General features: G+C 62.6%; 21 protein-coding genes. 4 read left to right on the top strand and 17 right to left on the bottom strand.

What is annotated here, in order from left to right; genetic code table 11:
• Window positions 1–3: 3 nt before the first annotated feature.
• From ABIE33_RS23845 to ABIE33_RS23790, 12 genes are all read right to left on the bottom strand, one after another.
• Complete coding sequence (locus ABIE33_RS23845) at window positions 4–978, bottom strand: 2-hydroxyacid dehydrogenase (protein WP_429130289.1); 975 nt, start codon at window positions 976–978, stop codon at window positions 4–6.
• A gap of 226 nt (window positions 979–1204) precedes the next feature.
• Window positions 1205–2323 (bottom strand): branched-chain amino acid ABC transporter substrate-binding protein, encoded by a 1119-nt coding sequence (locus ABIE33_RS23840; RefSeq protein WP_429130287.1) that lies wholly within the window; start codon window positions 2321–2323, stop codon window positions 1205–1207.
• 115 nt (window positions 2324–2438) lie between these two features.
• Entirely contained in the window at window positions 2439–2783 is a 345-nt protein-coding gene (locus ABIE33_RS23835) for a DUF6867 family protein (RefSeq protein WP_429130285.1), read from the bottom strand.
• A 24-nt stretch (window positions 2784–2807) separates the two neighbouring features.
• Window positions 2808–3533: an ABC transporter ATP-binding protein gene (locus ABIE33_RS23830; RefSeq protein WP_429130283.1), complete on the bottom strand. Its 726-nt coding sequence runs from the start codon at window positions 3531–3533 to the stop codon at window positions 2808–2810.
• Window positions 3530–4417: an ABC transporter ATP-binding protein gene (locus ABIE33_RS23825; RefSeq protein WP_429130281.1), complete on the bottom strand. Its 888-nt coding sequence runs from the start codon at window positions 4415–4417 to the stop codon at window positions 3530–3532. The genes ABIE33_RS23830 and ABIE33_RS23825 overlap by 4 nt, the downstream gene beginning before the upstream one ends.
• Window positions 4417–5802, bottom strand: a complete 1386-nt coding sequence (gene livM, locus ABIE33_RS23820) for a high-affinity branched-chain amino acid ABC transporter permease LivM (protein WP_429130279.1) — start codon at window positions 5800–5802, stop codon at window positions 4417–4419. The genes ABIE33_RS23825 and livM overlap by 1 nt, the downstream gene beginning before the upstream one ends.
• 4 nt (window positions 5803–5806) lie before the next feature.
• Complete coding sequence (locus ABIE33_RS23815) at window positions 5807–6709, bottom strand: branched-chain amino acid ABC transporter permease (RefSeq protein ID WP_429130277.1); 903 nt, start codon at window positions 6707–6709, stop codon at window positions 5807–5809.
• Window positions 6710–7001: 292 nt separating this feature from the next.
• On the bottom strand, window positions 7002–9428 hold the full coding sequence (locus ABIE33_RS23810; protein WP_429130275.1) for a GcvT family protein: 2427 nt from the start codon (window positions 9426–9428) through the stop codon (window positions 7002–7004).
• Between the two features lie 243 nt (window positions 9429–9671).
• Window positions 9672–10226, bottom strand: a complete 555-nt coding sequence (locus ABIE33_RS23805) for a sarcosine oxidase subunit gamma (protein ID WP_429130273.1) — start codon at window positions 10224–10226, stop codon at window positions 9672–9674.
• 10 nt (window positions 10227–10236) lie between these two features.
• Window positions 10237–13194 (bottom strand): sarcosine oxidase subunit alpha family protein, encoded by a 2958-nt coding sequence (locus ABIE33_RS23800; protein ID WP_429130271.1) that lies wholly within the window; start codon window positions 13192–13194, stop codon window positions 10237–10239.
• The gene (locus tag ABIE33_RS23795) at window positions 13191–13469 is read right to left on the bottom strand and encodes a sarcosine oxidase subunit delta (protein ID WP_429130269.1); all 279 of its coding nucleotides are present in this window, start codon (window positions 13467–13469) and stop codon (window positions 13191–13193) included. The genes ABIE33_RS23800 and ABIE33_RS23795 overlap by 4 nt, the downstream gene beginning before the upstream one ends.
• 81 nt (window positions 13470–13550) lie before the next feature.
• Entirely contained in the window at window positions 13551–14801 is a 1251-nt protein-coding gene (locus tag ABIE33_RS23790) for a sarcosine oxidase subunit beta family protein (RefSeq protein WP_429130267.1), read from the bottom strand.
• Between the two features lie 228 nt (window positions 14802–15029).
• Here ABIE33_RS23790 and cysQ point away from each other — a divergent pair, with 228 nt between their 5' ends.
• A complete protein-coding gene (gene cysQ, locus ABIE33_RS23785; protein WP_429130265.1) occupies window positions 15030–15806 on the top strand; it encodes a 3'(2'),5'-bisphosphate nucleotidase CysQ in 777 nt (258 codons plus the stop codon).
• 42 nt (window positions 15807–15848) lie between these two features.
• Here the strand turns inward: cysQ and ABIE33_RS23780 are convergent, their stop codons facing one another.
• The 4 genes from ABIE33_RS23780 to ABIE33_RS23765 form a co-directional block, all read right to left on the bottom strand.
• Window positions 15849–18947, bottom strand: a complete 3099-nt coding sequence (locus tag ABIE33_RS23780) for an efflux RND transporter permease subunit (protein WP_429130263.1) — start codon at window positions 18945–18947, stop codon at window positions 15849–15851.
• Complete coding sequence (locus tag ABIE33_RS23775; protein ID WP_429130261.1) at window positions 18944–20023, bottom strand: efflux RND transporter periplasmic adaptor subunit; 1080 nt, start codon at window positions 20021–20023, stop codon at window positions 18944–18946. The genes ABIE33_RS23780 and ABIE33_RS23775 overlap by 4 nt, the downstream gene beginning before the upstream one ends.
• A complete protein-coding gene (locus ABIE33_RS23770) occupies window positions 20020–21123 on the bottom strand; it encodes an efflux RND transporter periplasmic adaptor subunit (protein WP_429130259.1) in 1104 nt (367 codons plus the stop codon). Before ABIE33_RS23770 ends, ABIE33_RS23775 begins: the two co-directional genes overlap by 4 nt.
• Before the next feature lie 210 nt (window positions 21124–21333).
• On the bottom strand, window positions 21334–21711 hold the full coding sequence (locus ABIE33_RS23765; RefSeq protein ID WP_429130257.1) for a response regulator: 378 nt from the start codon (window positions 21709–21711) through the stop codon (window positions 21334–21336).
• Window positions 21712–21980: 269 nt separating this feature from the next.
• Between ABIE33_RS23765 and ABIE33_RS23760 the strand changes: the two genes are divergently transcribed.
• The gene (locus ABIE33_RS23760; RefSeq protein WP_429130256.1) at window positions 21981–22493 is read left to right on the top strand and encodes a Dps family protein; all 513 of its coding nucleotides are present in this window, start codon (window positions 21981–21983) and stop codon (window positions 22491–22493) included.
• An 80-nt stretch (window positions 22494–22573) separates the two neighbouring features.
• Here the strand turns inward: ABIE33_RS23760 and ABIE33_RS23755 are convergent, their stop codons facing one another.
• Window positions 22574–23329, bottom strand: coding sequence for a Crp/Fnr family transcriptional regulator (locus ABIE33_RS23755; protein ID WP_429130254.1), 756 nt, complete (start codon window positions 23327–23329; stop codon window positions 22574–22576).
• Between the two features lie 211 nt (window positions 23330–23540).
• On the opposite strand from ABIE33_RS23755, the gene ABIE33_RS23750 reads away from it, so the two are divergent.
• On the top strand, window positions 23541–24398 hold the full coding sequence (locus ABIE33_RS23750) for an SDR family NAD(P)-dependent oxidoreductase (RefSeq protein ID WP_429130379.1): 858 nt from the start codon (window positions 23541–23543) through the stop codon (window positions 24396–24398).
• Window positions 24399–24493: 95 nt separating this feature from the next.
• On the top strand, window positions 24494–26047 hold the full coding sequence (locus ABIE33_RS23745) for a VOC family protein (protein WP_429130252.1): 1554 nt from the start codon (window positions 24494–24496) through the stop codon (window positions 26045–26047).
• Window positions 26048–26161: the final 114 nt, after the last annotated feature.

Here is a 26161-nt window from a genome sequence, read left to right as displayed (position 1 = left end):
TGCTCACGCCACGCGGTCAGGCGGCTCTCGGCCATCGAAGAACGCGGTGATGTTGTCGACCACCTTCATGCCCATCGCAACGCGCGTTTCCTCGGTCGCACTGCCGAGATGCGGCAGCAGAACGACATTTTCGAGCGCCCTCAGGCCCTCCGGTACATTCGGCTCCGCCTCGAAAACATCGAGGCCGGCGCCTTTGATCACCCCGTTCTTCAGCGCTTCGATCAGCGCGGACTCGTCGACCACATCGCCGCGCGCGGTGTTGACGAGGTAGGCGCCCTTTTTCATCATCGCCAGCCGCTCGGCATTGATGAGGTGCCGGTTCTCGCCGCCGCCTGGGCAATGCAGCGAGACGAAGTCGGCGACCTCAAGCACATCGTCGACGGTATCGAGCTGGCGTGCGCCATAGCGTGCGGCTTCCGCCACATCGACACGCGAGCGGTTATAGAACACCACCTCCATGTCGAACCCGAAATGACAGCGTTTTGCCACGGCCTTGCCGATGCGACCGAAACCGATGATGCCGAGCGTCTTGCCGGTCACCTTGCTGCCGACCATGTGGGTCGGCCGCCAGCCGGTCCATTCGCCGGCCCTGATCTGACGCTCCCCCTCGCCCGCACGCCGGGCGACCGAAAGCAGCAGCGTCATGGCGATGTCGGCGGTGCAATCGGTCAGAACGCCCGGCGTGTTGGTAACGACGATATTGGCGGCCTTGGCGGCGGCAACGTCGATATGATTGTAGCCGACACCATAGTTTCCGAGGATCTTTGCCCTGATGCCGCCGCCGTCGAACAGGCTTGACGGCAGTCGATCGGAAACCGTCGGCAGCACGGCATCAAAGTCGCGCAGCGCCTGTGCCAGTTGATCGGCCGACATCGGTACGTCTTTCTCGTTCAGCACGACGTCGAACCGCTCGGCCAGCACGCGCTCCACCGCTTCGGGCCAACGGCGGGTGACGAGAATGCGCGGCTTGGAACTCATGGGGCAACCTCCGAAACAGAATCGTTCGGCGATAGTGCACGAAATGGCCGCGGGGGACAGCCCGGCGCGGACACACGAAAGAGGTCCTGTGCAATGCTTGCCGAGGCGAAGTCCGACGAGAAGCGTCGCCATCCGCCGTTGACACCCGCCCGGAAACGAAAAGCCCGGCGATCGCTCGCCGGGCATTCGAAGTTCTGACGTGGTTCAGCGAACCTCGAAGCGAGACTTACTCGTTTTCGAAGTAGCTGTACTTGCCGTCTTCACCCTTCTTCCAGGTGTACATGACGTAGTCCGGACGGGTGATGTCGCCCTTTTCGTCATAGCCGAGTTCGCCAATTGCAGTCTTGAACGGGCCCTTGGCCTTGATCGCTTCGGCAACGGCCTGCGGATCGGTCGTACCGCCAGCCTTGGCAGCTTCAGCCACGACCTGCAGAGCGGCGTAGGCATAGAGCGTGTAGGCTTCCGGTTCGAAGCCGGCAGCGCGGAACTTCTCGACGAGTTCCTTGGCAGCCGCGTTCTTGCGCGGATCCGGAGCGAAGGTCATCAGCGTGCCGTCAACCGCGTCGCCTGCGATCGAGGCCAGTTCGTTCGAAACGATACCGTCGCCCGACATCAGGGTCGCCTTGAGGCCCTGGTCCTTCATCTGGCGCATGATCAGGCCAGCTTCGGTGTGCAGACCGCCGTAATAGACGATCGAAACGCCGGCTTCCTTCATCTTGGCGATGAGGGCCGAGAAATCCTTGTCGCCAGTGTTGATGCCTTCATAGAGGGCTTCATTGAGGCCGGCTTCGTTCATCGACTTCTTGGTTTCGTCGGCAAGGCCCTGACCATAAGGGGTCTTGTCGTGAATGACGGCGATCTTGGCGTCCTTGTGGTTGGCGGCAAGGAAGGCGCCGGCAACTGCGCCCTGCTGGTCGTCACGACCGCAGGTGCGGAAGGTGTTCCAGAGGCCGCGCTCGGTGAACTGCGGGTTGGTGGAGGCCGGCGTTACCTGCAGGATGCCGTTTTCGGCATAGACTTCCGAAGCCGGGATGGACACGCCCGAGTTGAAGTGGCCGACAACGAACTTCACACCGTCAGCAACGAACTTGTTGGCGACCGATACGCCCTGCTTGGCGTCGGAAACGTCGTCGCCGAGTACAACCTTGATCTGTTCCCCATTGATACCGCCGGCAGCATTGATGTCGGCAGCGGCCTGTTCGGCACCTTTCTGCAGCTGTGCGCCGAAGGCGGCGTTCGGGCCGGTCAGCGGGCCAGCGACACCAACGAGAATATCAGCCCATGCGGTGCCGCTGAAAGCGACCATTGCCGTCAGCGCAACGGCCGACAGAAGAGACTTTTTCATCTTGTTACTCCCAAATATTCGAGCGGGTCTCGTTACAAACCTGCGCAATGCCCACCATAAGTTGCGCCGGTGTTTCTTTCGCACCGGCCGCGGCGGCCGGCGCGCGCTGTTCCCTTTATTTGGCTTTCCAGGAGAAAGGCGAAGCCTTCTCATAGAGCCAATAGTAGTTATTGGTCATTTGCTTGGTCCGGTAGTACCGGAAACCTGCGGTAGCAAACAACAAAAGTACGACCGTGTCCACGATATAGTAATGCAGACTGAACATCGTACCTTCGAACAGGGCGTGGTGCACGAAGCGGATGCCAAGCCCCAGCAGCGCCACGTAGACGAAGAGGCGCGGAAGCTCCTCCCAGCCCTCGGCGACGCTCTTTCCCGTTCTCCACGCGGTCCAGCCGCCCAGAACACAGGTAATGAAAAGAAACTGCCAGATCGACACTTCTTCGTAGAGAATACCCTGCATGTCACAAACTCCAGATGCGACGCATCAATGGCGGCCGCCTTCGAGATAGGCCGCGCGGACTTCCGGATTGGCGAGCAGTTCCTTGCCCGAGCCGCTCATCGTCACGCGGCCGTTGACCATGACGTAGCCGCGGTCGGAAAGCTTCAAGGCGCCGAAAGCATTCTGCTCGACGAGGAACACGGTCAGCCCCTCTTCCTTGTTCAGCTTCTTGATGGCTTCGAAGATGCCCTTGACGATCAGCGGCGCCAGGCCGAGTGACGGCTCGTCCAGCAGAAGAAGCTTCGGCCGCGCCATCAGCGCGCGGGCGATCGACAGCATCTGCTGCTCGCCGCCCGAAAGCGTACCGCCGCGTTGAGCCTGGCGCTCCTTGAGCCGCGGGAACAGCGTGAACACCTTCTCGAGGTCCTCGTCGAAGTGTTTGAGGTTATCGAGGCTCGCGCCCATTTGCAGGTTTTCGAACACGGTCATGCGCGGGAAGATGCGACGGCCTTCCGGTGACTGAGCGATGCGAAGACGCGCGATCTCGTGCGTCGGCATGCGGGTGATTTCCGCACCTTCGAACATGACCGCGCCGGTACGCGCCTGCGGGCTGCCGCAGATCGTCATCATCAGCGTCGACTTGCCGGCGCCGTTGGCGCCGATCAGGCAGACGATTTCACCGCGATGCACTTCGACGTCGACGCCGTTCAGCGCCCGGATATTGCCGTAGTAGGTCTCGACGGCCTTTACTTGCAGGAGAGGCGCGCTCATGGCTTGGAGCCTCCCTGCCCGCCTTCGATTTGCTCGATTTGTTCGATCACCTCTTCAACCTCTTCATCCTCGACACCCAGATAGGCCGCAATGACCCTCGGATCGTTCTTCACGAAGTCCGGGTTGCCGTCGGAAATCTTCTGGCCGTACTCCAAAACGACCACGTGGTCGGAAATCTCCATGACCACCGACATGTCGTGCTCGATAAGCAGGATCGAGGTACCGGTTTCGCCGCGGATTCCCCGCAGCAGCTCGTTGAGCGCCAGCGACTCGCGCGGGTTCAGGCCGGCTGCCGGTTCGTCGAGGCACAGAAGCTCTGGCCCGGTGCACATGGCGCGGGCGATTTCGAGCCGCCGCTGGGCGCCGTAGGGCAGATCGCCGGCGGGATCGTCGGCGCGCTCGATCAGCGACGCCTTCTCCAGCCAGTGGCGTGCAAGCTCGATCGATTCCTTCGAGGCCTGCTTGTAGGCGGGAAAACCGAACAGCCCGAGGAAGGTATAACCCGATGCCTGCATCAGCTTGTTGTGCTGCGCAACCAGCAGGTTTTCCAGCACCGTCAGACCGGAGAACATCCGGATGTTCTGAAAGGTGCGCGCGACCTTGGCGTGCTTGGTGATCTCGAAATCGGGCAGGCGCTCCAGCAGATACTCCTTACCGGACTTCTGCTTCATGGTGATCATGCCCATCGTCGGCTTGTAGAAGCCGGTGATGCAGTTGAACACCGTGGTCTTGCCGGCTCCGTTCGGGCCGATCAGGGCAGTGATGTCACCGCGATATGCCTCGAAGGAGAAGTCATTGATGGCCATGAGACCGCCGAAGCGCATCGACAGGTGCTCAACCGAGAGAATGGGGTCTTTTGTCATTGTCGTTGTCTCGAGGGCCATCAGCCATGCCCTTCCTTGGTGAAGCTGCCGGAGATCGCCTTGCGTTCGCGCAGGAACGCTGTCGGTTCACGTGAGCCGACAAAACCGCGCGGCTTCCACACCATGACGACGACCATCGCCAGGCCGAAGATCAGCATACGGTAGAGTTCAGGCGTGAAGTCCGGTCCGAAGATCGTCTTCAGGAAGGAAAGCTCGCGCAGGATTTCCGTGCCGCCGATCATCGCCACCGCGGCGATGGCGATACCGGTGAGCGAGCCCATGCCACCGAGAACCACGATCGCCAGAATGACCGCAGATTCGAGGAACACGAAGGATTCCGGCGAGACGAAACCCTGGCGCACGGCGAAGAACGAACCTGCGATGCCGCCGAACATGGCGCCCGTGGCAAAGGCGGTAAGCTTTGTCGTGACTGTGTTGATGCCGAGCGAGCGGCAGGCGATCTCGTCCTCGCGCAGCGCTTCCCAGGCGCGGCCGATCGGCATCCGGCGAAGGCGGATGGTGACGAAGGCTGTCAGCAAGCAAAGGCCGAGGATCAAATAGAAAAGGAAGATCTTGTAGTAGGCCGACGACATGGGAAGCCCCATCATCGCTGCAAAACCATCCTTGGAAGCGTCGAACTTGATGCCGAACAGCGTCGCCTTGGCGATGCCCGAGACGCCGAACGTGCCCTTGGTCACTTCCGTCCAGTTTATGAGGACAAGCCGTATGATTTCGCCGAAGGCGAGCGTCACGATCGCCAGGTAGTCACCCCTTAACCGCAAGACCGGGAAGCCGAGGATCATGCCCCAGCAGGCCGAGAGAATACCGGCAACCGGCAGCAGAACCCAGAAGGAGAGCCCGAAATAAGTCGACAGCAGCGCGTAGGAATAGGCACCCACCGCGTAGAAGGCGACATAGCCGAGGTCCAGCAGACCTGCGAGGCCGACGACGATATTGAGGCCCCAGGCGAGCATCACGTAGATCAGGATCTGGACGCCGAAATTGTCGACCCACTTCAGCGACCCCTGCGCACCGACGAGCGCCACGATCACAGGCGGATAGAGAACGAGCGCAATGATCGCGATCTTCGAGAAGTTGCGCGTGAAGAAGCTCTCTTCCTTGACGACGTCCTCGGCTTCCGCCTTGGCGGCCTTGCGGCGTGCCATCGCCGGCTGGATATAAGCGACCATCAGGAACCGGCCGACGGCGGCAACGATCACGAAGATCGAGAGCAGACCCCAGCGCTGATTGAGGACCAACTCGTTGCGGATGTTCTGGTCGGTTTTCAAGCCAACGAACAACACGAAGAGGCCGAGAGAGATCAGGCCCGCGAAGACAGCCTCGCGCAGGGCCCGCGCCGTCAGATCACTGCCGGCGCTTGCAGATGTAGAAGCAATGTTTGCCATTGATTTATACCTTCTCGACTTCCGGTCGTCCGAGTATGCCAGACGGCTTGAAGATCAGGACAATTGCGAGAATGGAGAACGTCGCAACATCCTTGTAGTCGATGGTGAAATAAGCGGACCAAAGGGACTCGATGAGGCCGATCAGCAGCCCGCCGAGAACAGCGCCCGGCAACGAGCCGATGCCGCCAAGAACGGCCGCAGTAAAAGCCTTGACCCCCGGAACAAACCCGTCGGTAAAGACGACCACGCCATAATACATCAAGTACATGGTGCCGGCGACAGCAGCGAGCGCTGCGCCCATGATGAAGGTTACCGAGATGGTGCGGTCGACGTCAACGCCGAGGAGTGCCGCCATCTTGCGGTCCTGTTCGGTTGCACGCTGGGCGCGCCCGAGCGGCGTCTTGTTGACGATGTACCAGAACACGGACAACAGGATCGCCGTGATGATGATGATGATGATCTGCTTCAGCGAGATCGTGATGCCGAACACCTCGTAAACCGAGGAAACGAGCGGCGGGATCGGCTTGTTGCGCGGCCCCTGCGTGACCTGGATGAAGTTCGACAGGGCGATCGACATGCCGATTGCCGTGATCAGCGGAGCCAGCCGGAACGAGCCACGCAGCGGCCGGTAAGCCACCCGCTCGATGGTCCAGTTCCAGAGCGCCGCCGTCAGCATGCCGACGACCATCATCAGCAAGAGGGCAAGTACAACCGGTATGCCAGCCATGAATGTTGTGAGAAGCAGAAAGACAATCAAAGCGGCAAAACCGCCGAGCATGAAGATATCGCCGTGGGCGAAGTTGATCATGCCAATGATGCCGTAGACCATGGTATAACCAATTGCGATCATACCATAAATAGACCCAAGAGTCAGCCCGTTGACGAGCTGCTGGACGAAATACTCCATCAATCTTCCCCTGGACCAGATCCCTAAGGTCCGGTCTCTTGTTTTTTGAGCTCATTGTTGAGCGTTCTGTTTGATCGATTCCATACCTCTTTCAAACGAAAAGAAAAGCTAAAAAACGTGGGAGCGGCAAAATCTTCGCCGATAAAATCGATTTGACGCTTTTGCAGTCATAAAAAACAAAAAAAATGCACGTCTCGCCTGCGTCATAGTCAACTTTAGTCTAAAACCGCGTGCAATCCCGGCTGTGGATGAATCGGCAAGCAACAAGACCAGCGTGCCGAATCCGCCCACGTCAGGCGCGCATGCGCGCACCGCTTGCATCGAACAATGGATAGGGCTGCAATCGCGCCGGCAGGATCTCGCCGAGCAGCTCGATCGCCCAACCTTCCTCCTGATCGGCGATCTCCTTGGGCACGTAACCGAGCGCCACCGACACGCCGCTGGCATGGGCGTAGCCGCCTGATGTCACCCAGCCGCGCACGGCGCCGTCGAAATAGATCGGTTCGTCGCCGATGACGTCGGCATCGCGCGCTTCCAGCAGGAACGTACGCAGACGAAGCTGCCCGCCCTCGGCCTTTTCGGCGATTGCCGCGGCCTTTCCGATGAAGTCCGCCGGCTTGCCGAGCGCCACGAACCGGCTGAGGCCCGCCTCCAGCGGGCCGTAGAGCGGCCGATACTCGCGCGACCAACTGCCGAAGGATTTCTCGACCCTGAGCGCATTGAGGGCGCGAAGACCAAACAGCCGGATACCGAAAGCCGCCCCCTTCTCCAGGATCAGGTCGAACAAATAGCGCTGGTATTCCGGCTTGATCCAGATCTCGTAGCCGAGGTCGCCGGTATAGCTGACCCGACCGACGATCGCCGGTACCATACCCAGGTCCATCCGGCGAATATCCATGAACGCAAAGGCCGAATCACCGACGTCGAGATGTGTCAGCGCCGCCAGCACGTCCCGCGCCTTCGGTCCGGCAATCGACAGGCCAACCAGCTCCAGCTTCAACGGACGGATCGAGACCGAGCCGTCCTGCGGCAGGTGCGCCTCGAACCAGCGCATATGATAATCCTCGGCGATGCCGGAGCCGATGAGAAGGAAGTCCTGCTCACCGAGCTTGGCGAGCGTGTAGTCGCCAATCAGCTTGCCGTCGTCTTTCAGCATCGGTGCCAGCGACATCCGGCCGGTTGCCGGAATGCGGCAGGCGAGCATCCGGTCGAGCCAAGCTTCCGCCCCCGCCCCCTTGATCTCGTATTTGGCAAAGCCGGAAGTCTCCATCAGCCCGACAGCGGCGCGCACCGCGCGGGCTTCATCGCCGACGGCGTCGAAGTCGGTCGAGCGGCGCCAGGAGAAGTGATCCTCGATACCGGGCGGCGCGAACCACAGCGGCGTTTCCAGACCGTAGGAAGCGCCGAACACCGCACCGGCCGCCTTCAACCGGTCATAGATCGGCGTCGTCAGCAGCGGTCGTGCGGCCGGCAGCTCTTCGTTCGGATAACGGATGGAGAACCGGCGCGAATAGTTCTCGCGCACCTTGGCGTTGGTATAGGCAAGCGTCGCGAAATCACCGTAGCGCGCCACGTCCATGGCAAAGACATCGAAGCCGGGATCGCCCTCAATCATCCAGTTGGCGAGCGCCAGACCGACGCCACCGCCCTGGCTGAAGCCGGCCATGACGGCACAAGCCGACCAGAAATTGCGCAGGCCCCGCACCGGCCCGACCAGCGGGTTTCCATCCGGCGAAAAGGTGAAGGGGCCGTTGATGACCTTCTTGATGCCCGCCTTGTTGAATGCCGGGAAATGCCGGAAGCCGACCTCGAGTTCCGGCGAGATGCGGTCGATGTCCTCGGCCAGCAGTTCATGGCCGAAATCCCAGGGTGTCGTCACCGGTGACCAGGGGCGGCAGGCCTTCTCATAGGTGCCCATCAGCATGCCGTTGCGCTCCTGGCGCAGGTAGATCTCGCCGTCGAAATCAACGCAGTGCATCAACTCCTTGCCACGCGTCTGGTTGAACTCGATGACCTCGGGCATATCCTCGGTGATGAGATACATATGCTCCATCGCAAGAACAGGCAGCTCCAGCCCTACCATGCGGCCCACTTCGCGCGCCCAGAGGCCCGCGGCATTGACCACATGCTCAGCAATGATCTCGCCCTGAGTGGTGATGACGCGCCAGGATCCGTCCTCGCGCTGTACCAGATCCTCGACCTTGGTGTGCAGATAGATCTCGGCCCCATTCTTCTTGGCCGACTTGGCATAGGCATGGGTCGTTCCATAGGGATCGAGATGGCCCTCGACCGGGTCGAACACCGCGCCGACGAACTGACCGGGATCCAGCAGCGGCATCAGGTCGTGTGCTTCCTTGGGCGTCAGCAGCTCGGCCTCGAGCCCCATGTAGCGGCCCTTGGCGAGGATCGACTTCATCCAGTCGAAGCGCTCCCTCGTCGCAGCCAGCATCATGCCCGACGTCATGTGCAGGCCGATATCCTGTCCGGAGTATTCCTCGATCTCCTTGTAGAGCTCGACGGTGTATTTCTGCAGCTTGGCGACGTTGGGGTCGCCATTGATCGTGTGCATGCCGCCGGCCGCGTGCCAGGTCGAACCGGAGGTCAGCTCCGACCGCTCCAGCAGCACCACGTCGGTCCAGCCGAATTTCGTCAGGTGGTAAAGGATCGAGCAACCGACAACGCCGCCACCGATCACGACGACTCTGGCATGGCTTTTCATGCGCACACTCCGCTTTCCCACGCATCCGGGTGAAGCGCGGCTCAGTTTTCAGGAAAAAGGATCAGGCACGACTGTCGCCCGCCCAGGTCTGTTCCGGCACGGGAACGGCAAGTGGCGAGCAGGGAAAAGCCTAGTCAGAAAGACGGCTGCGATAAAGACGTGGCTGCGAAGAACGCTTGTCCGTTCCCGCCATCTGTTGGCGGATCGGCGACCCAAATGCGGCATTCGATGCCGCATTTGATTTTAGTCGGAAAAAGCGGACGAAAGGTCGAACGCGCGGCCCATCGCCATCAGGTCGTCGAAGAGCGATTCGGCAAGGCTGCGCGAAACAATCAACTCGAAGGCATCCTCGCCGGTGCGCGCCAGGTTGATGGCGATATGGCCGCAAAGCACATTGGTGCTGCCACCGAGTGCGAAGGCTGCAGCGTGGAGATCGACACCGATGCCCTTGGCCAGGATCTGCCGCACGGATGGCCCGGAGAGGCGCAGCAGAACACGGCCGTCGCTCTGGTCGATGACATGCGCCTGCGTGCCGCAAAGCATGTCAAGACGGCGCATGAGACCGACTGGTGTGTCGACCTCCGACACCACCAGCCACTCGCCCGGACCGCAATAGCGCAACGACAGCTCAGGCGTCGACGAAAGCGCCCGCTGCACCGCCGCTTCAAGCCCGACATGGGCGAGCACCGTCGCAATCGCCCGCCAATGGCCGACCTCAAGGTGATCCGCATTCGCGGGCTTCGGCGTGCCGCGCAGCTTCTGGTCGAGCGCATGGCGGTTGTTGTAGTCGCGAACCATCCACGCCTCCTCAGGCTTTCAGTTTCTTGTTTTCGGGATCGACGAACACCGGGTCGCAGACCTCCGCGATGACCTCGTGATCGCGGAGCTTGTCCCAGACGACGATCTTCTCACCATAGCGCTCGCGCCCGGATTTGAGGAAGGCAAGCGCGATGTGGTGTCCGAGAACCGGCGAATAGCCGGCGGAACTGACCCAGCCCTGATCGTTGAGCGTCGATGGCTTCATGCCTTCTTTCAGAAGATGAGCGCCGGCACGCATATCCTTGTCCTTGTCCACCGGCTTCAGCCCGACAAGCTGCGTACGGTCTGCCGCCGTCAGGCCGTAGCGTGCGGACAGATGTTTGCCGATGAAGTCGGGTTTCTGCGCCGAAAACATGCGCCCGAGCCCGGCATCGTCTGGCGTCACCCGGCCATCGAACTCCGCATGGGTCAGAAGCCCCTTTTCAAGCCGCAGCACGTTCAGCGCCTCGACGCCGTAGGCGCAGATATCATGCGCACGCCCCGCCTCCATGATCTGCTCGGCAACCGCTTCGCCGTAACCGGCGGGAACGGCGAGCTCGAAGGCGAGTTCGCCGGAAAAGGAGATGCGAAACAGCCGGGCATTGATGCCGCCACGAAGCGCCGTTGCGCGTGCCGACAGAAACGGGAAGGCCGTTTCCGAGATATCCTCGTCGATCAGTTGCTGCAGCACGTCGCGCGCCTTCGGGCCGGCAATCGCCATCTGCGCCCATTGATCGCTCACCGAGCAGAACCGCACCTTGAGATCGGGCCACAGCACCTGGGCGCAATAATCCATATGGGACATGACGGCGCCGGCCATGGCGGTGGTCGTCGTCACGAAGAAGTGGTCGTCCGCAAGTCGGCTCACTGTGCCGTCGTCGAAGACGAAGCCGTCCTCGCGCAGCATCAGCCCGTATCGTGCCTTGCCGACCGGCAGCTTCAGCATGGCGTTGCAATAGAGCCGGTTGAGAAACTCCGCCGCATCGGGCCCGAAAACCTCGATCTTGCCGAGCGTCGACACATCGCAGAGCCCGACATTGGCACGAACGTTGAGGACCTCCCTGTCGACGCTTTCGCGCCAGGTCTTTTCGCCGGCGCGCGGGAACCAGGCCGAGCGGAACCAGAGACCGGAATCGACAAAGGTCGCGCCGTTCTTCTTCGCCCATTCATGCAGCGGCGACTTGCGGGTCGGCGTCGCGTGGCTGTCGCGGGACGTGCCCGCCAGTGCACCGAAGGAGACCGGCGTGTAGAACGGCCGGAACGTCGTCGTGCCGACCTCGGCCGGGCTGACCCCGCGCATGCCGGCGAGAATGCCGACCGCATTGATGTTGGAAAGCTTGCCCTGGTCGGTGGCCATGCCGCTGGTGGTATAGCGCTTGGCGTGCTCCACATGGCCGAAACCCTCGCGCAGCGCGAGACCGAGATCCTTCGCGTGCACGTCGTTCTGGAAATCCACGAAGGCTTTCGACTTGGCGCCGGGCACATACCAAAGGGCAGCAACCGAAGGCTCAGCCGCGGTCTCCGCCACCGGCAGTGGTGCTGCGGCGGCGTTAAAGCCAAGCTCAGCGGCGACCGCCGTCGCCTTCTCGGCGCCGTCGCGCAGGCAGCCGGCAAGCGTGTAGACGCCATTGGCCGCTCCGATCACCCGAAGGGCATCGCCGAGATCCGGTGCTGCGAATGCCTTCAACGCATCCGACCACACCGGCCGGGCGCCGCGCTGGCAGGCGAGATGAATGACCGGGCTCCAGCCGCCGGACATGCCGAGCGCATCGCAAGCGACCAGTTCCTCGAAACCCGAGCGCTCGACGACAATGCCCGACAGCCGCTGCCTCCCCTTGGTGTCGACGATCGAGCCAGAACGGATCACCCGCACGCCATCGGGTGCTGCGTCGCTCGCCTCCGACCGACTGTCGACGATCGTCGAGACCGACACACCCTTCGCCGACAGGTCGCGAGCCGTGCGATAGCCGCTGCTGCCGCTGGTGAAGATCGCGACCGACTTGCCGGCAGAAACGCCATAGCGCTGGGCGTAGGTGCCAATCGCGCCGGCCATCATCACGCCGGGGCGATCATTGCCGCCGAACACCAGCGGCCGCTCTTCAGCGCCCGTCGCCAGCAAGGCGCGCTTGGCCGCAATCCGCCACACGCGCTCGCTCGGCAGCTGGGCGGATCGTTCGGCCACATGTTTCTGCACCCGCTCGACAGCCCCGAAGACATTGTCGTCGTACCAGCCGAAGACAGTGGTGCGCGGCAGAAGAGTGACGTTGTCGAGCGACTGCAACTCGGCAATGGCCCGATCTGCAAATGCCGGCGCCGACGCGCCGTCGACCGTTTCAATTTCCGACAGCAGCGATCCGCCGAGACGAAAGTCCTCGTCCGCCAGGATAACGCGAAGCCCGGCGCGACCGGCGGTCAAGGCGGCCATCAAACCCGCGGGGCCGCCGCCGACGACAAGCAGATCGCAGAAGGCCCAGGACTTCTCATAGCTCTCCGGATCGCGTTCGAGAACCGCCCGTCCGAGACCGGCTGCCCGCCGGATCACCGGCTCATAGAGCTTCTCCCAGAGCTGCCGCGGCCACATGAAGGTCTTGTAGTAGAAGCCGGCCCCGAGAAACGGCGAAAGCAGGCCGTTGACCGCTCCGACGTCGAAACCGAGCGACGGCCAGCGGTTCTGACTGCGCGCGGTCAGACCGGCATAGAGTTCGGCAACGGTTGCCTTGGTATTGGGGTCGCTGCGGGCACCCGAGCCGAGGGTCATGAGCGCGTTCGGCTCAGATGGGCCGGCGCTGACGATGCCGCGCGGCCGGTGATATTTGAAGCTGCGGCCGACCAGCATCTGGTCGTTGGCAAGCAGGGCGGACGCAAGAGTGTCGCCGGCAAAGCCGCGCAACGGCCGGCCGTCGAAGGTGAAGCTCAGTGACTTGCTGCGGTCGACAAGACCGCCGGAGGACAGGCGATAGGCGGTCACCGTTGGGCCTCCCGCGCCGCGGCCGCACCGTCGACGACCGAATAGACCTCATGGGTGACCGTGTCGCGTTCGACAACCAGGAACCGGCGACAGCCGGCAACATGATGCCAGTGTTCCACCGTTCGGCCCCGTGGGTTGGCGCGCACATAGACATAGTCATGCCAGGCTTCATTCGGGGCTGAAGGTGCTGGCCGAATGAGCGACGCATCGCCACGGATTGCGAACTCTTCCTTCGGGCGGACCCCGCAATGGGGACAGGTGATCAGGCTTGCCATTGTCTTCCGTATTCTGGAGCCCAACGCGGCTCGCTCATGCTTCCTGGTCAGCCGGATGGTCGTCATCCGACGGGCGCCGCTCTAGTGAAGATTGGGTTGCGGTCCGGCACCGGCCTCGTCGACCGCATAACCGCGTGCGAAACGATCGAGCCGCAGGGCGCGCGCCACCGGGTGGGTATCGTTCCTCGCGATCAGATGCGCGAAACAATAGCCGGACGCCGGCGTCGCCTTGAAGCCGCCGTAGCACCAGCCGCAATTGAGGTAGAGATTGTCGATCGAGGTGCGGTCGATGATCGGCGAGCCGTCCATGCTCATGTCCATGACGCCGCCCCAGGCGCGCAGCACCCGGACGCGCGACAGGCCGGGGATCATCGACACCCCCTCCTCCATCACATGCTCGGCCGTCGCCAGATTGCCGCGCTGGGCATAGGAAGAGTAACCGTCGATCTCGGCGCCGAAGACCAATCCGCCCTTGTCCGACTGCGAGATATAGAAATGGCCGCCGCCATAGACGATCACGTGATCGATGCAGGGCTTCAGCCCCTCTGTCACGAAGGCCTGCAGCACATGGCTTTCGAGCGGCAGCTTCAGGTCCGCCATCTCGCCGACGCGCGAAGAGTTGCCGGCCGCTGCCAGCGCCAGCTTGCCGCAACCGATGAAGCCCTTCGACGTTTCCACCCCGGTCACGACGCCGTTCTCGCGGCGAATGCCGGTTACCTCGCAATGCTCGATGATGTCGACGCCGTGCTGGTCCGCCCCGCGGGCATAACCCCAGGCGACGGCGTCATGACGGGCGGTGCCCGCGCGCCGCTGCAGAAGGCCGCCAAGGATCGGGTAGCGCGCATGGTCGTAATTGAGGAAGGGGATCATCTTCTTCAGTTGGTCGCGCTCGATCAGTTCGGCCGCAACCCCTTCCATCCACATCGCATTGCCGCGCCTGACATAGGCGTCGCGCTGGGCGTCGCTGTGGTAAAGCATGATGACGCCGCGCTGCGAGAGCATGACGTTGTAGTTCAGGTCCTGCTCCAGCCCCTCCCAGAGCTTCATCGAAAACTCGTAGAAGGGTTCGTTGCCGGGCAGCATGTAATTGGAGCGCACGATCGTCGTGTTACGGCCGACATTGCCCGATCCGAGATAGCCCTTCTCGAGCACCGCGACGTTCTTCACGCCAAATTCCTTTGCGAGGTAGTAAGCGGTCGAAAGACCGTGGCCACCACCGCCGACAATGATCACATCATAATGGGATTTCGGTTGCGGCTGTCGCCATTGCGGTTTCCAGTTCAGGTTTCCGGAAAGGGCGTTCCTGACGATCGAGTACGCGGAATAACGCATGAAGGCATCCAGTTCAGTTGCGTCGGCACATTTGCACAGCCGACGCGAGGAGCAAAGATGCAAGCTTCTCGCAGTTGCAAAAATCAAGCTGCCGTTTTGCCGCAAGGCGTGAAAAGTTGACAGCCAAGCGCCCGCGACAGCACATTTCGCGCGAACCGTTGAAAACTATGGGCAACTTCCGCCGCCGAGTGTGCTATGGCGCGACAAACGCCTGAAAGACGACAAGCAATGCTCGACATTCTGCAAAAATCCGCGATCGCCGCCGGGCGTGCCATCCTCGACATCTACAACGCCGGCCCGGCAGTGACCTACAAGCCCGACTGTTCGCCGGTGACGGACGCCGACGCGTGTGCGGAGCGCATCATCCTGGCCGATCTCGCGGCTGCCTTTCCGGATATTCCTGTCGTGGCTGAGGAATCGGTCGCTGCCGGCTCCATCCCCGACATCTCTGGCAAATCGTTCTTTCTCGTCGACCCGCTCGACGGCACCAAGGAATTCATCGGCCGCCACAACGACTTCACCGTCAACATCGCGCTGATCGAAAACGGCGCGCCGGTTGCCGGCGTCGTCTACGCTCCCGCCCTCGGAATCCTCTACGCCGCAAGCGGCGGCAAGGCCCTGAAAGCGGTGGTCACGGAAGCCTTTCTGGTCGAACCGGAAATCGTGATCGGCTGTCGCAGCCGGGGCGATCGGCTGGTGGCGCTGGCGAGCCGCTCGCACAACAGTGCCGAGACCGTCGCCTATCTCGCCGAACACGGCATCACCGACTACGAGGCTGTCGGCTCTTCGCTCAAGTTTTGTCTGCTGGCCGAAGGGCTGGCCGACGTCTATCCGCGCTTCAGCCGCACGATGGAATGGGACACGGCCGCCGGCGATGCCATCCTGCGTGCAGCGGGCGGCGAAACGCTGACGATGGAAGGCACGCCGCTCACCTATGGCAAGCGCAACCAGAAAGGCGACAGCGATTTTGCCAATCCCTGGTTTGTTTCGCGCGGCAAAATCTGAGGCCGACACCGACCCCAAGCAAGCCGCATCGCCCGCAGAACGCTACACAGGCACTGCCTCACCATCGCTCGGTGTCGGCTCTCCTTCGGTGCTGCCGCTCTCGACCGGTGGCTTGATGCGGAACCAGGCGAGATAAAGTGCCGGCAGGAACAGAAGTGTCAGCACTGTTCCGACGATGATGCCGCCCATCATCGCATAGGCCATCGGCCCCCAGAAGATTTCCCGCGCAATCGGGATCAGCCCGAGGCTTGCGGCCGCCGCCGTCAGCATGATCGGCCGCATGCGATGTTCGGTCGCCTCGCGCACCGCATCCCAGGCCGCCACCCCTTCCTTGCGCAGATCCTCGATCTGCACAACGAGGATGACTGAGTTGCGAATGAGAATGCCGATCAGCGCCAGCACGCCCAGGATCGCGACGAAGCCGAGCGGCGCACCGCTTGGAAGCAGCGCCGCGACGACGCCGATCAGCGCCAGTGGCGCCACGGCAAAAACGAGGAACAGCCGTGAGAAACTCTGCAGCTGGATCATCAGGATCGTCGCCATGGCAAACAGCATCAGCGGCACGACGGCGACGATCGGCGCCTGACTCTTGGTGCTTTCCTCGATGGTGCCGCCGATCTCGATCCTGTAGCCGTCCGGAAGCCCGGCGCCAAACGCCGCGACGTCCTTCTCCAGCTGCGCCGAAACCGTCGAGGGCTGTGCCGCGCCGTTGATCGCCGCCTTGACCGTGATCGTCGGCAGGCGCGAGCGGCGCCAGACGACCGGCTGCTCCATCTCGTAGCGGAAGTTGGCAACCGCCGCCAAGGGCACTGAGTTGCCGCTGGCGCCGGGAAGCTGCAGGTCGCGCAATGTCTCGATCGACTGCCGCTCGGATTCACGCGCCCGGCCGACGACATCGATCAGGTAGATGTCGTCGCGCACCTGGGTGACGGTCGTGCCGCCGACGATGCCGTTGAGGGCTGTCGCGATATCCTGCGAAGTGACGCCGAGCTGGCGGGCCTTGTCCTGCAGGACATCGACCTTGATCATGCGCGCCGGCTCGTTCCAGTCGTAGACGATCTCGCCCAGCAGCGGGTTGCGTCCGAGCACGGTGCTGAGGTCGAGCGCGTGTTTGCGCACCTGGTCGATATCCGGTCCGCTGACGCGATACTGGATCGGTCGCCCGACCGGCGGACCGATGTCGAGCAGCTTCACATAGGCGTCCGTTCCCGGGAATGTCTGCTTGAGATAGGCCTGCAGATCGGCGCGCACGTTGTCGCGGACGTCCAGCCCCTTGGTGACGATGATCATCTGGCCGAAGGAGGGATGCGGCGGCTGCACATCGAAGGACAGCACGAAACGCACGGCGCCCTCGCCGACATAGCTCGACCAGCGCAACACATCCTGATTGCCGGCAAGCTTCTCCTTCTCGAACTTCGCCATCTGCGCATTGGTTTCCTCGATCGAGGAATTCTGCGGCAGCGACCAGTCGACGATGATCTCGGGCCGGTTCGAGGACGGGAAGAACTGCTGCTGCACGAAGCCCATGGCGAAGACCGAAAGGCAGAACACCGCGACCGTGGCAATGATCGTCGTCCAGCGCCAGTGCATGCAAAGGTCGAGCAGCTTTGAAAACAACCGCCCGACCCGCCCCTTTTCGCCGGCATGCTGCTTCATCGTCTTCGGCAGGATCGTGACGCCCAAAAGCGGCGCGAAGATCACCGCCACGATCCACGAGACCAGCAGCGAAATCGCGATGACGACGAACAGCGTGAAGGTGAATTCCCCGGCCGCGCTGTTGTTGAGGCCGATCGGAATGAAACCGGCAACGGTGACGAGCGTGCCCGTCAGCATCGGAAAGGCGGTGGAGGTATAGACGTAGGTCGCGGCCTTCCGCAGGGAATCGCCGACCTCCAGCCGCGCCACCATCATTTCCACCGCGATCATCGCATCATCGACCAGCAGGCCGAGCGCGATGATCAGCGCGCCGAGCGAAACGCGCTGCAGCGAAATGCCCCAATAGGACATGAAGACAAAGGTGATCGCCAGCGTCAGCGGGATGGAAAGCGCCACGACCAGGCCGGCGCGCATGCCCAGGCTGACGAAGCTGACGGCAAGCACGATGATCACCGCTTCGAACAGCGCCTGCGTAAAACCGGAGACCGCCTCCTCGACCACGAGCGGTTGGTCGGACACCAGGTGAACGTCGACGCCGACAGGCAGCCGCTGCTCCAGGAGCTCGATCTTCTCTTCCACCGCCTTGCCGAAATCGAGCAGGTTCGAGCCCTGCTTCATGCCGATCGCCAGCCCGATCGCCGCCTTACCCTCGAAGCGGAACAAGGCGGACGGTGGATCGACATAGCCGCGGCTGATCGTGGCGATATCGCTCAGGCGGAAGAAGCGGTCGTTGACCTGCAGGTTAACGGAACGGATGCTGTCTTCCGACGAAAACTGCCCACCGACGCGGATGCTGACGCGCTCGCCTTCAGTCTGGATGACGCCCGAGGGCGACACGGCGTTCTGGGCCTGCAGCGTCTCGATCACCTGCTGCTGGTTGATGCCCAGCGCTGCGAGCTGGCGCGGCGAAAACTCGAGATAGATCACCTCGTCCTGTGCACCGATCAGATCGACCTTGCCGATGTTCGGCACCGTCAGGATATCGCGGCGCGCATCCTCGACATAATCGCGCAGCTGTCGTTGGGTGAGACCGTCGCCGGTGAAGGCGTAAATATTGCCGAAGACGTCGCCGAAGCGGTCGTTGAAGGCGGGGCCCACGACACCCGACGGGAACTCGCCGCGAATGTCGTCGATCATGTTGCGGACCGTGACCCAGGTCGCCGCCACATTGCGCGCCTTCGTTTCCTGTTTCAGGTTGACGAAGACCAGCGTCTGGCCTGGCGTCGTCATGCTCTTGGTGTAATCGAGCGATTCCAGTTCCTCGAGCTTGCGCTCGATCCGCTCGGTGACCTGAAGCGTCGTTTCCTCGACCGAAGCGCCCGGCCAGGCGGCCGAGATCGTCATCGTCTTGATGATGAAGGACGGGTCCTCCTCGCGGCCGAGCTCGATGTAAGAGGTGATGCCGAGCAAGACGAAGACGATCATGAAGTACCAGACCATGGAGCTGTGATCGAGCGCCCAGTCCGAAAGGTTGAACTTCTTCATGAACGCGCTCCGTCGGAAATCTTCACCTTCTGGCCTTCTTCAAGGCTGTGCGCGCCCGCCGTGGCGATGCGTTCCCCGGGCTTGAGCCCGGCGTTGACCGGCCGCAAGCCGCCGACCTCGGCACCGACGTCGACTTCGCGCGCCGCGACGCTGCCGCCCTGTTCATTGACGATCCAGACGAAGCTCTTGCCTTCCCGCTCGAATACCGCCGTCGACGGCACGAATATGCGTTCGTGTTCGGCGCCCAGGCGCGTCGCGGTGATGGTCGTTCCCAGCCTGAATCCCACCGGCGGGTTGTCGAGCGCGATCTTCACGCGCCGCGTCCGGGTGACCGGGTCGGCCGCCGGCGCGATCTCGCGCACCGTTCCGTTGACCCGCAGATCCGGATTGATCTGCAATGAGACTGAAAACGGCGTGCCGATCGGAAACAGCGCGATGCCGTCGGGCACGTCGACGACCGCGTCGCGCTCCCCGGGCCGGGCGACGGTCACGACCATCTCGCCTGCCGACACCACCTGGCCGACCTCGGCCCCGGTCGCCGTGACGATGCCGTCGAAATTGGATTTCAGCTTGGTGTAGGAGAGCTGCTCCTCGGACTTCGACAGCCCCGCCGTTGCCCGGATGAGGGACGCCTGTGCCGCCTCGCGGCTTTGCTGGGCGCTGTCGACGGTGGCTTGTGTCGCCGTGTCCGTCTTCAGGAGGGCCGTCATGCGCTCTTCGGCTGCAGCCGCGTTGGCAAGCGTTGCCTCGGCACTTGCCAGATCGGCCTTGGCCGACCGCAGCGCCAGTTCGAAGGCGGTCGGGTCGAGGGCAGCAAGCTCCGCCCCGGCGACCACGGCATCACCAACCGTAACATCGCGGGCGACCAACCGGCCGATCACCCGAAAGCCAAGCTCCGTCTGCACCTTCGGCTGCACCGTTCCGGCAAAACTCGCAGCCGCGTCGATGCGCTCGCTGACAACCATCGACAGCACCGGGCGAACAGCATCCGGCGCCTTTTCCTCTTCCTTCTGGCAGCCGGCCATCAGCAGAGCAGCCACCGGCATGACCAGGCGCGTGAATGTCGACCAACTCATTTCGCCTGCTCCTCTGCCACCGCATGCACCGCCAGGCCCGGGCGCAGGAACTTGGCCCCCTCCGCTACGACCTTGTCGCCGACCGAAAGCCCGGAAGCGACCAGCACGCGGCCGCTCTCATAGGTCTTCACCTCGATCGGCTTGAGGCTGACCGTGCTGTCCTTCGGATCGACGATCCAGACCGCCGGCTTGCCGTCCGCGGCCGTCAGCGCCGTCCACGGCAGCGCGATGACCTTGGCGGGCTCGAAGCGGGCAACGCCCGTCACCGACGAGCCGAGCGTCATGCGATCCGGTGTCTCTCGCATCGCCAGCTTCACCCGCACCGTGCCGGCCTTGTCGTCGATGGTCGGGGAGATTTCGCTCACCCGCGCGATCGCCGTGACCGAGGGGTCGCTGACCAGCGCGAGCGTTACGTCCTCGCTCGCCGGTTTCATGAACAACAGGCCTTCGTGAACGTTGAAGATGGCGTCCCGCGGTCCGTCCTTGGCAACGGAGAACATGGTTTGCGCCGCCTGCACCACCTGCCCCGCCTCCGCATGTCGCACCGTGACGATGCCAGCAGCGCTCGAGCGCAACTCGGTATATGAAAGAGCGGTCCGTGCAGCCTCCAGTTCCGCGCTGGCGGCATCGAGCGCACTTGCCGCGGTGCGCGCGGCAGTCTCGGCCTGGTCGAGATCACGGCGTGTCGTAAAGCCCTGCGTCATCAGGGTGTTTTGCCGGGTCAATGTCGCCGAGGCCTGTCGCAACTGCGCTTCTGCAGCCTTCACCGCCGCTTCGGACGCCTGGACATCGGCTTCCTGCTCGCGCGGGTCGATCTTCGCCAGCAGCTCGCCCTCATCGACATGGGCGCCAATATCGGCAAACCACTGCGTCACCTGACCGCTGACGCGAAAGGCAAGGTTCGCCTGCACATGGGCCACGACCTCGCCGGTCAAGGTGACGGTCTGCTGGTAGTCGGAGAGTTGCGCTTCGACGATCCGGACGGTCGTTTCCGGCCTACCGGCCTCGGCCTCCTGCTTCTGGCACGAGGCCAGGAAAACGGTGCAGGCGACCATGATGCCCCAACCACCATGCCGCATCCTGCATGTGAATTGCGTCATACGCTCCATCCGGCTCCGGTGTTGATCGGGCTTTTTTCATTGCCCTTCAAGATACAAGATGCGTCTCGCCTTCATCACAAGGATGGCAGCAAAGTCGCATACTTGGCCGTCATCTGGAAGGCCGCAATAGCAAACGGCGCTGCGACCGATGGTGGCAGTGTCGCTCGACACACGCGATGAAGGGAACGGGGGACGGCGGCTTTACCCGCCTTACCGCCTGGTGGCCGTAGCGATCAGGTTGCCGATCGAACTCTCGTTGAATGGCTTGTCGATCCTCGGGATGCCACGAAGATGCGCCGGGAAGATCTCGGCATCGCCGTAGCCGCTGGTGAAACCGAAACACAAGCCGCGGGCGAGGATCGCATCCGCGACGGCAAAGCTCGTCTCATCCTCGAGATTGACATCGAGCATGATGAAATCGAAGGACTGCGCGGTAATCAGCTTCATCGCCTGATCGGCGTTGGTAGCGATCTGGACGTCGCTGATACCTATGGATTTCAGGATTTCTTCGGCATCCATCGCGATGATGAAATTGTCTTCCAGAACGAGCACAGTTCTGATCGACGGTGGAATCTCGATCGTTGGCATAAGGTCCACCTTTCGCGAGAACCATGCGCCGGCCACAGAACGGACCGCCGCATTCAACCTTGATCTATAGCCCCCGCCAACCCGCCCGGCATTTAAAAAAGACATGTCGCCGCCCCTAGCGATTTGCCGCATCTCCACCACGCCATGCGAAGGAACAAGGCGCGCAGCGGGGCGTTCAGTAGAAAGCGGCGCATTGACGGCTGAGAGCCGCATTCGCAGCCGCGTCTCGACACCCAGGATGAATTTCCGAAACGGATTGGAGAAAGAACATGGCACAGGCAGCCTCCGTGCTGAAACCGAAGGTCAAGGACGAGGAATTCGACATCGGGTTGAAGAAGGTCTATCGCCAGCAGATGGCGGCCGCGCTCTCCGACATTCTCGCCGACACCTACAAGCTGGTCATCAAGAGCCACATCTACCACTGGAATGTCGTCGGTCCGCTGTTCAAGCCGCTGCATGAGCTGACCGAGGAGCACTACAACACCCTGTTCAAAGCCACCGACATCATCGCCGAACGCATCCGCGCGCTTGGGCACCTGGCGCCGGCAAAGCTCGGCGAGGCCAATCAGTTCGCGCCAACCAGCGCCTCCGTCAACCACACCACTGCTGCAGAGATGGTCGCAGACCTGATCGCCGACCACGAGGCTGCAGTCCGGCGCATGCGCGAGGCCGGCACCAAGGCCGACGAGAACAACGACCTTGTGACCACGGACATGCTGACGGACCGGCTCAATTTCCATGAGAAGGCGCTGTGGATGCTGAGGGCGATCGTCGCCGCCTGACGGCACCACCATGACCGGTGTCACAGAGCCCCGCCATCCGGCGGGGTTTCTTGCGCCTCACTCCTCCCGCCACACAAGCGTCAGATCAGCGGCCGCTTGGCCTCGCTGAAACCTTGCCAGCCGGCAATTGCCAGCAGGCCGTCGATATCGCGAACGTTGCAGCCCTTGTCTGCCCAGCGGATCATGCCACGCTCGGCCAGCTTCTTCAGCGTCTTGTTGGTATGGACGATCGAGAGGCCGAGTGTATCGGCCACGTGCTGCTGCGTGATCGGGATCGCCACACGGCTGCCCTTGAAGAGGTCGAGCGCCTTGGCACGTTGATAGAGAAAGGCAATGAGATAAGCGGCGCGCTCCAACGCCGATCGGCGGCCTATGCTCAAGAGGTTCTCGTCGAGAATGCGCTCTTCGCGCGCCGCGATCCAGGTCAGGTCGTAGGCGAGATCAGGATAGCTGCTATACAGCCGATTGAGCTTGCCGCGTTCGAAGACACAGAGCGTGACGGGAGAGAGCGCCTCGATCGAGTGCTGCATTTCCCCCATGAGGCTGCCCTGCAGCCCGACGAGATCGCCGGGCATGATGTAATTGAGGATCTGCCGGCGCCCGTCGTCGAGCATCTTGTAGCGAAAGCCCCAGCCGGTCAGCACGGTAAAGAGATGAGCGCTGTGCGAGCCTTCCACCAGGATCGTCGCCCCGCTGTCGACCGCAAGTTCGCCGGTCTTGAACTCCGAGACGAAGGCAAGCTCATCCGAGGTGAATGCCCGGAAATGATCGAGCTTGCGCAAGGGACAGCTTTCGCATGGGGTACGCTTGTCGTTGCGGGTTGCCGTTCCTGCCATCAATCCATCCGATACCTGTTGCGGCAGGCCACCTTGGCTACCATGGTCCTGATCGGAACTAGCGTGCACGGCCGGGGCGGCAAGGTTCTCCGTGCGGAAAACGGATAGATTTCAGGCGCTTCATCACTTGCCGCAACGGGGCGCAGCGATGGACAGCGGCCACGTCGCGCCCTATCTCTTGCATTCGATCCTGCCCGCTGGAGCCACCGCCATGCCTCATCCCGCCTTTGTCCCCGATCATCTTGCCGTCATCACAGGCGCCGCTTCCGGCATCGGCCTTGCCAGCGCCCGCCGCTTCGCGCGGCTCGGGATGCGCGTCGTGCTCACCGATCTCGAGGGTGAGCGCCTGACGCAAGCCGCAGCGGAGGTAGCGAGCGTTTCGCCGCATGGCACGAAGTACGTCGCCGCCATCCCCACCGATGTCTCTCGCCTTGAGAATATCGAAGCGCTGCATCGCGCCACCCACGAACGCTTCGGCCGCGTCCATGTGCTGATGAACAATGCCGGCATTCAGCCTGGCAGCGCAATGTTTGGTCCCCAGGCGAACTGGGAGGCCGTGCTCGCCGTCAATCTCTGGGGCGTCGTCAACGGTTCGCGCGTCTTCGCGCCGCACATGACCGCCCACGGCCAGCCGGGCGTGATCATCAATACCGGCTCGAAACAGGGCATCACCACGCCGCCCGGCGACCCCGCCTACAATGTGTCGAAGGCCGGCGTGAAAGCGTTCACCGAAGCGCTGGAACACGAGTTGCGCAATATCGCCGGCGGACAGATCCACGCCCATCTGCTCATCCCCGGTTTCGTCTACACGTCGCTGACGGCCCATGGCCGCACCGAAAAACCCGAAGGCGCCTGGACGCCGGATCAGACCGTCGACTTCATGATGGAAAGCCTTGAGCGCGGCGACTTCTACATCCTCTGCCCCGACAACGACGTGGCCCGGTCGACCGACGAGAAGCGCATTCTGTGGGCAGCCGGCGATATCGTCGAGAATAGGCCGCCGCTGTCGCGCTGGCATCCGGATTATGCCGATGCCTTCAAGGCCTTCCTCGCCAAGGACCGCAGCTGATTTTCCGCCCACGTTGAACACAGCGTTCTCCGCCGCGGTTCTGGCGCGGATGACCCGCATGTGGTTTGTGAGCGCATGATATCGGGAGACGAAAAATGACGAGCGGCATCCATCACATCACGCTGATTGCCCGCAAGGTGCAGGCGAATGTCGACTTTTACGTCGGCTTCCTCGGCCTGCGCCTGGTGAAGCGAACCGGCGGTTACGAGGATGCCACCCAACTCCATCTCTTCTATGGCGACGCCGAAGGGTCGCCCGGTTCGCTCGTGACCGTCCTGATGTGGGAAGACGGTGCGCCCGGCCGCGTCGGCCACGGCCAGCCGAGCGAGATCGCCTTTGCCATCGCGCCTGAGAGTATCGGCTTCTGGCTGACGCGGGCGCTTCAATACAACATCAAGATCTCCGGTCCTGCCCAGGAATTCGGCGAGCCGGTGCTGCGGCTCAAGGATCCCGACGGCGTCATCGTCAAGCTCGTTGGAACGGATGCGCTTTCCGCTGCAGCGCCATGGAGCACGCGCGACATTCCCGAGGCGGACGCGATCCGGCGCCTGCGCGGCGCAACGATCCTGACGGAGCAGCCGGCCGAATCCGCCCGTTTCCTCGCCGAACACTTCGGTTATGTCGAGACCGGCGCCACCGACACGATCCGCCGCTTCACCTCGCAATCGGGCGACATCATAGACGTGCGCGACGCGACCGGCTTCTGGACCTCCGCACCCGGCACCGGCACGATCGACCACATCGCCTTTCGCGCCCCGGACAAGGAAACGGTGCTGAAGGTGCGCGACGAGTTGAAGCGCGACGATGCCACCGTCAACGCCCATGACCGCAAGTACTTCTATTCACTCTATGCGCGCGAACCTGGCGGCTCGCTTTACGAGTTTGCCACGGATAAGCCCGGCTTCACCCTCGACGAACCGAAGGAAACGCTCGGCACAGAGCTTTTCATCCCCGCCCATTTTGCCGATCGCACTGCGGAAACGCTGGTCAGCCTGCCGCAGTTCGCGTTGCCCGGCGAGCCGCGTCTGACGGAACGGGACCTGCCTTTCGTTCACCGTTTCTATCATCCTGATACGCCCGACGAACGCACCTTCGTGCTCCTGCACGGCAGCGGCGGCAACGAGACGCAACTCCTGCACCTCGGCCATCAGGTGGATAACGACGCCACGCTGCTCGGCGTTCGCGGTCGCTCCACCGAAGAAGGTTCGCCGCGCTGGTTCCGCCGCTATTCCTCGACCACTTTCGACCAGAAGGATGCTCGCGCCGAAGCCGACGCCTTTGCGGCTTTTCTTGAAGGCGCGCGTGACGGCTACGGCATCGATCTTACGAAGGCTGTCTTCATCGGCTACTCCAACGGCGCCAATCTGCTGGTCGCGCTGATGACCTTGCATCCGGGCTTGATCCGGCACGTAGTGCTGATGCGCTCGATGCTCGTGCTCGACGACATACCGACGCCGGACCTGGCGGGGACGCATGTTCTTCTCCTCACCGGCCGCAGCGACAGCTACGGCCAGTTCGCGCCGCGCCTCAAGGCCGAGCTGGAGATGACCGGCGCGAAGCTGACGGCCATCGACCTCGACATGGGCCACGAAATCGGCGCTCCCGATATCGCCGCCATCCAGCAATGGCTGAAAGAAAACGACCTCTGAGGCCTCGCAGGCTGCTGGCGACTTCCGGTGCCACGGTCGCGGGCGACCCGCGCTCACCGTCATGCTCGGGTTTGACCCGAGCATCCATACCCCCGGGCGCTGAACGTAAAGCAG

Source organism: Ensifer sp. 4252, assembly GCF_050434565.1.
Lineage (GTDB): Bacteria > Pseudomonadota > Alphaproteobacteria > Rhizobiales > Rhizobiaceae > Ensifer.
This window is presented reverse-complemented; position numbering and strand designations above follow the sequence as displayed.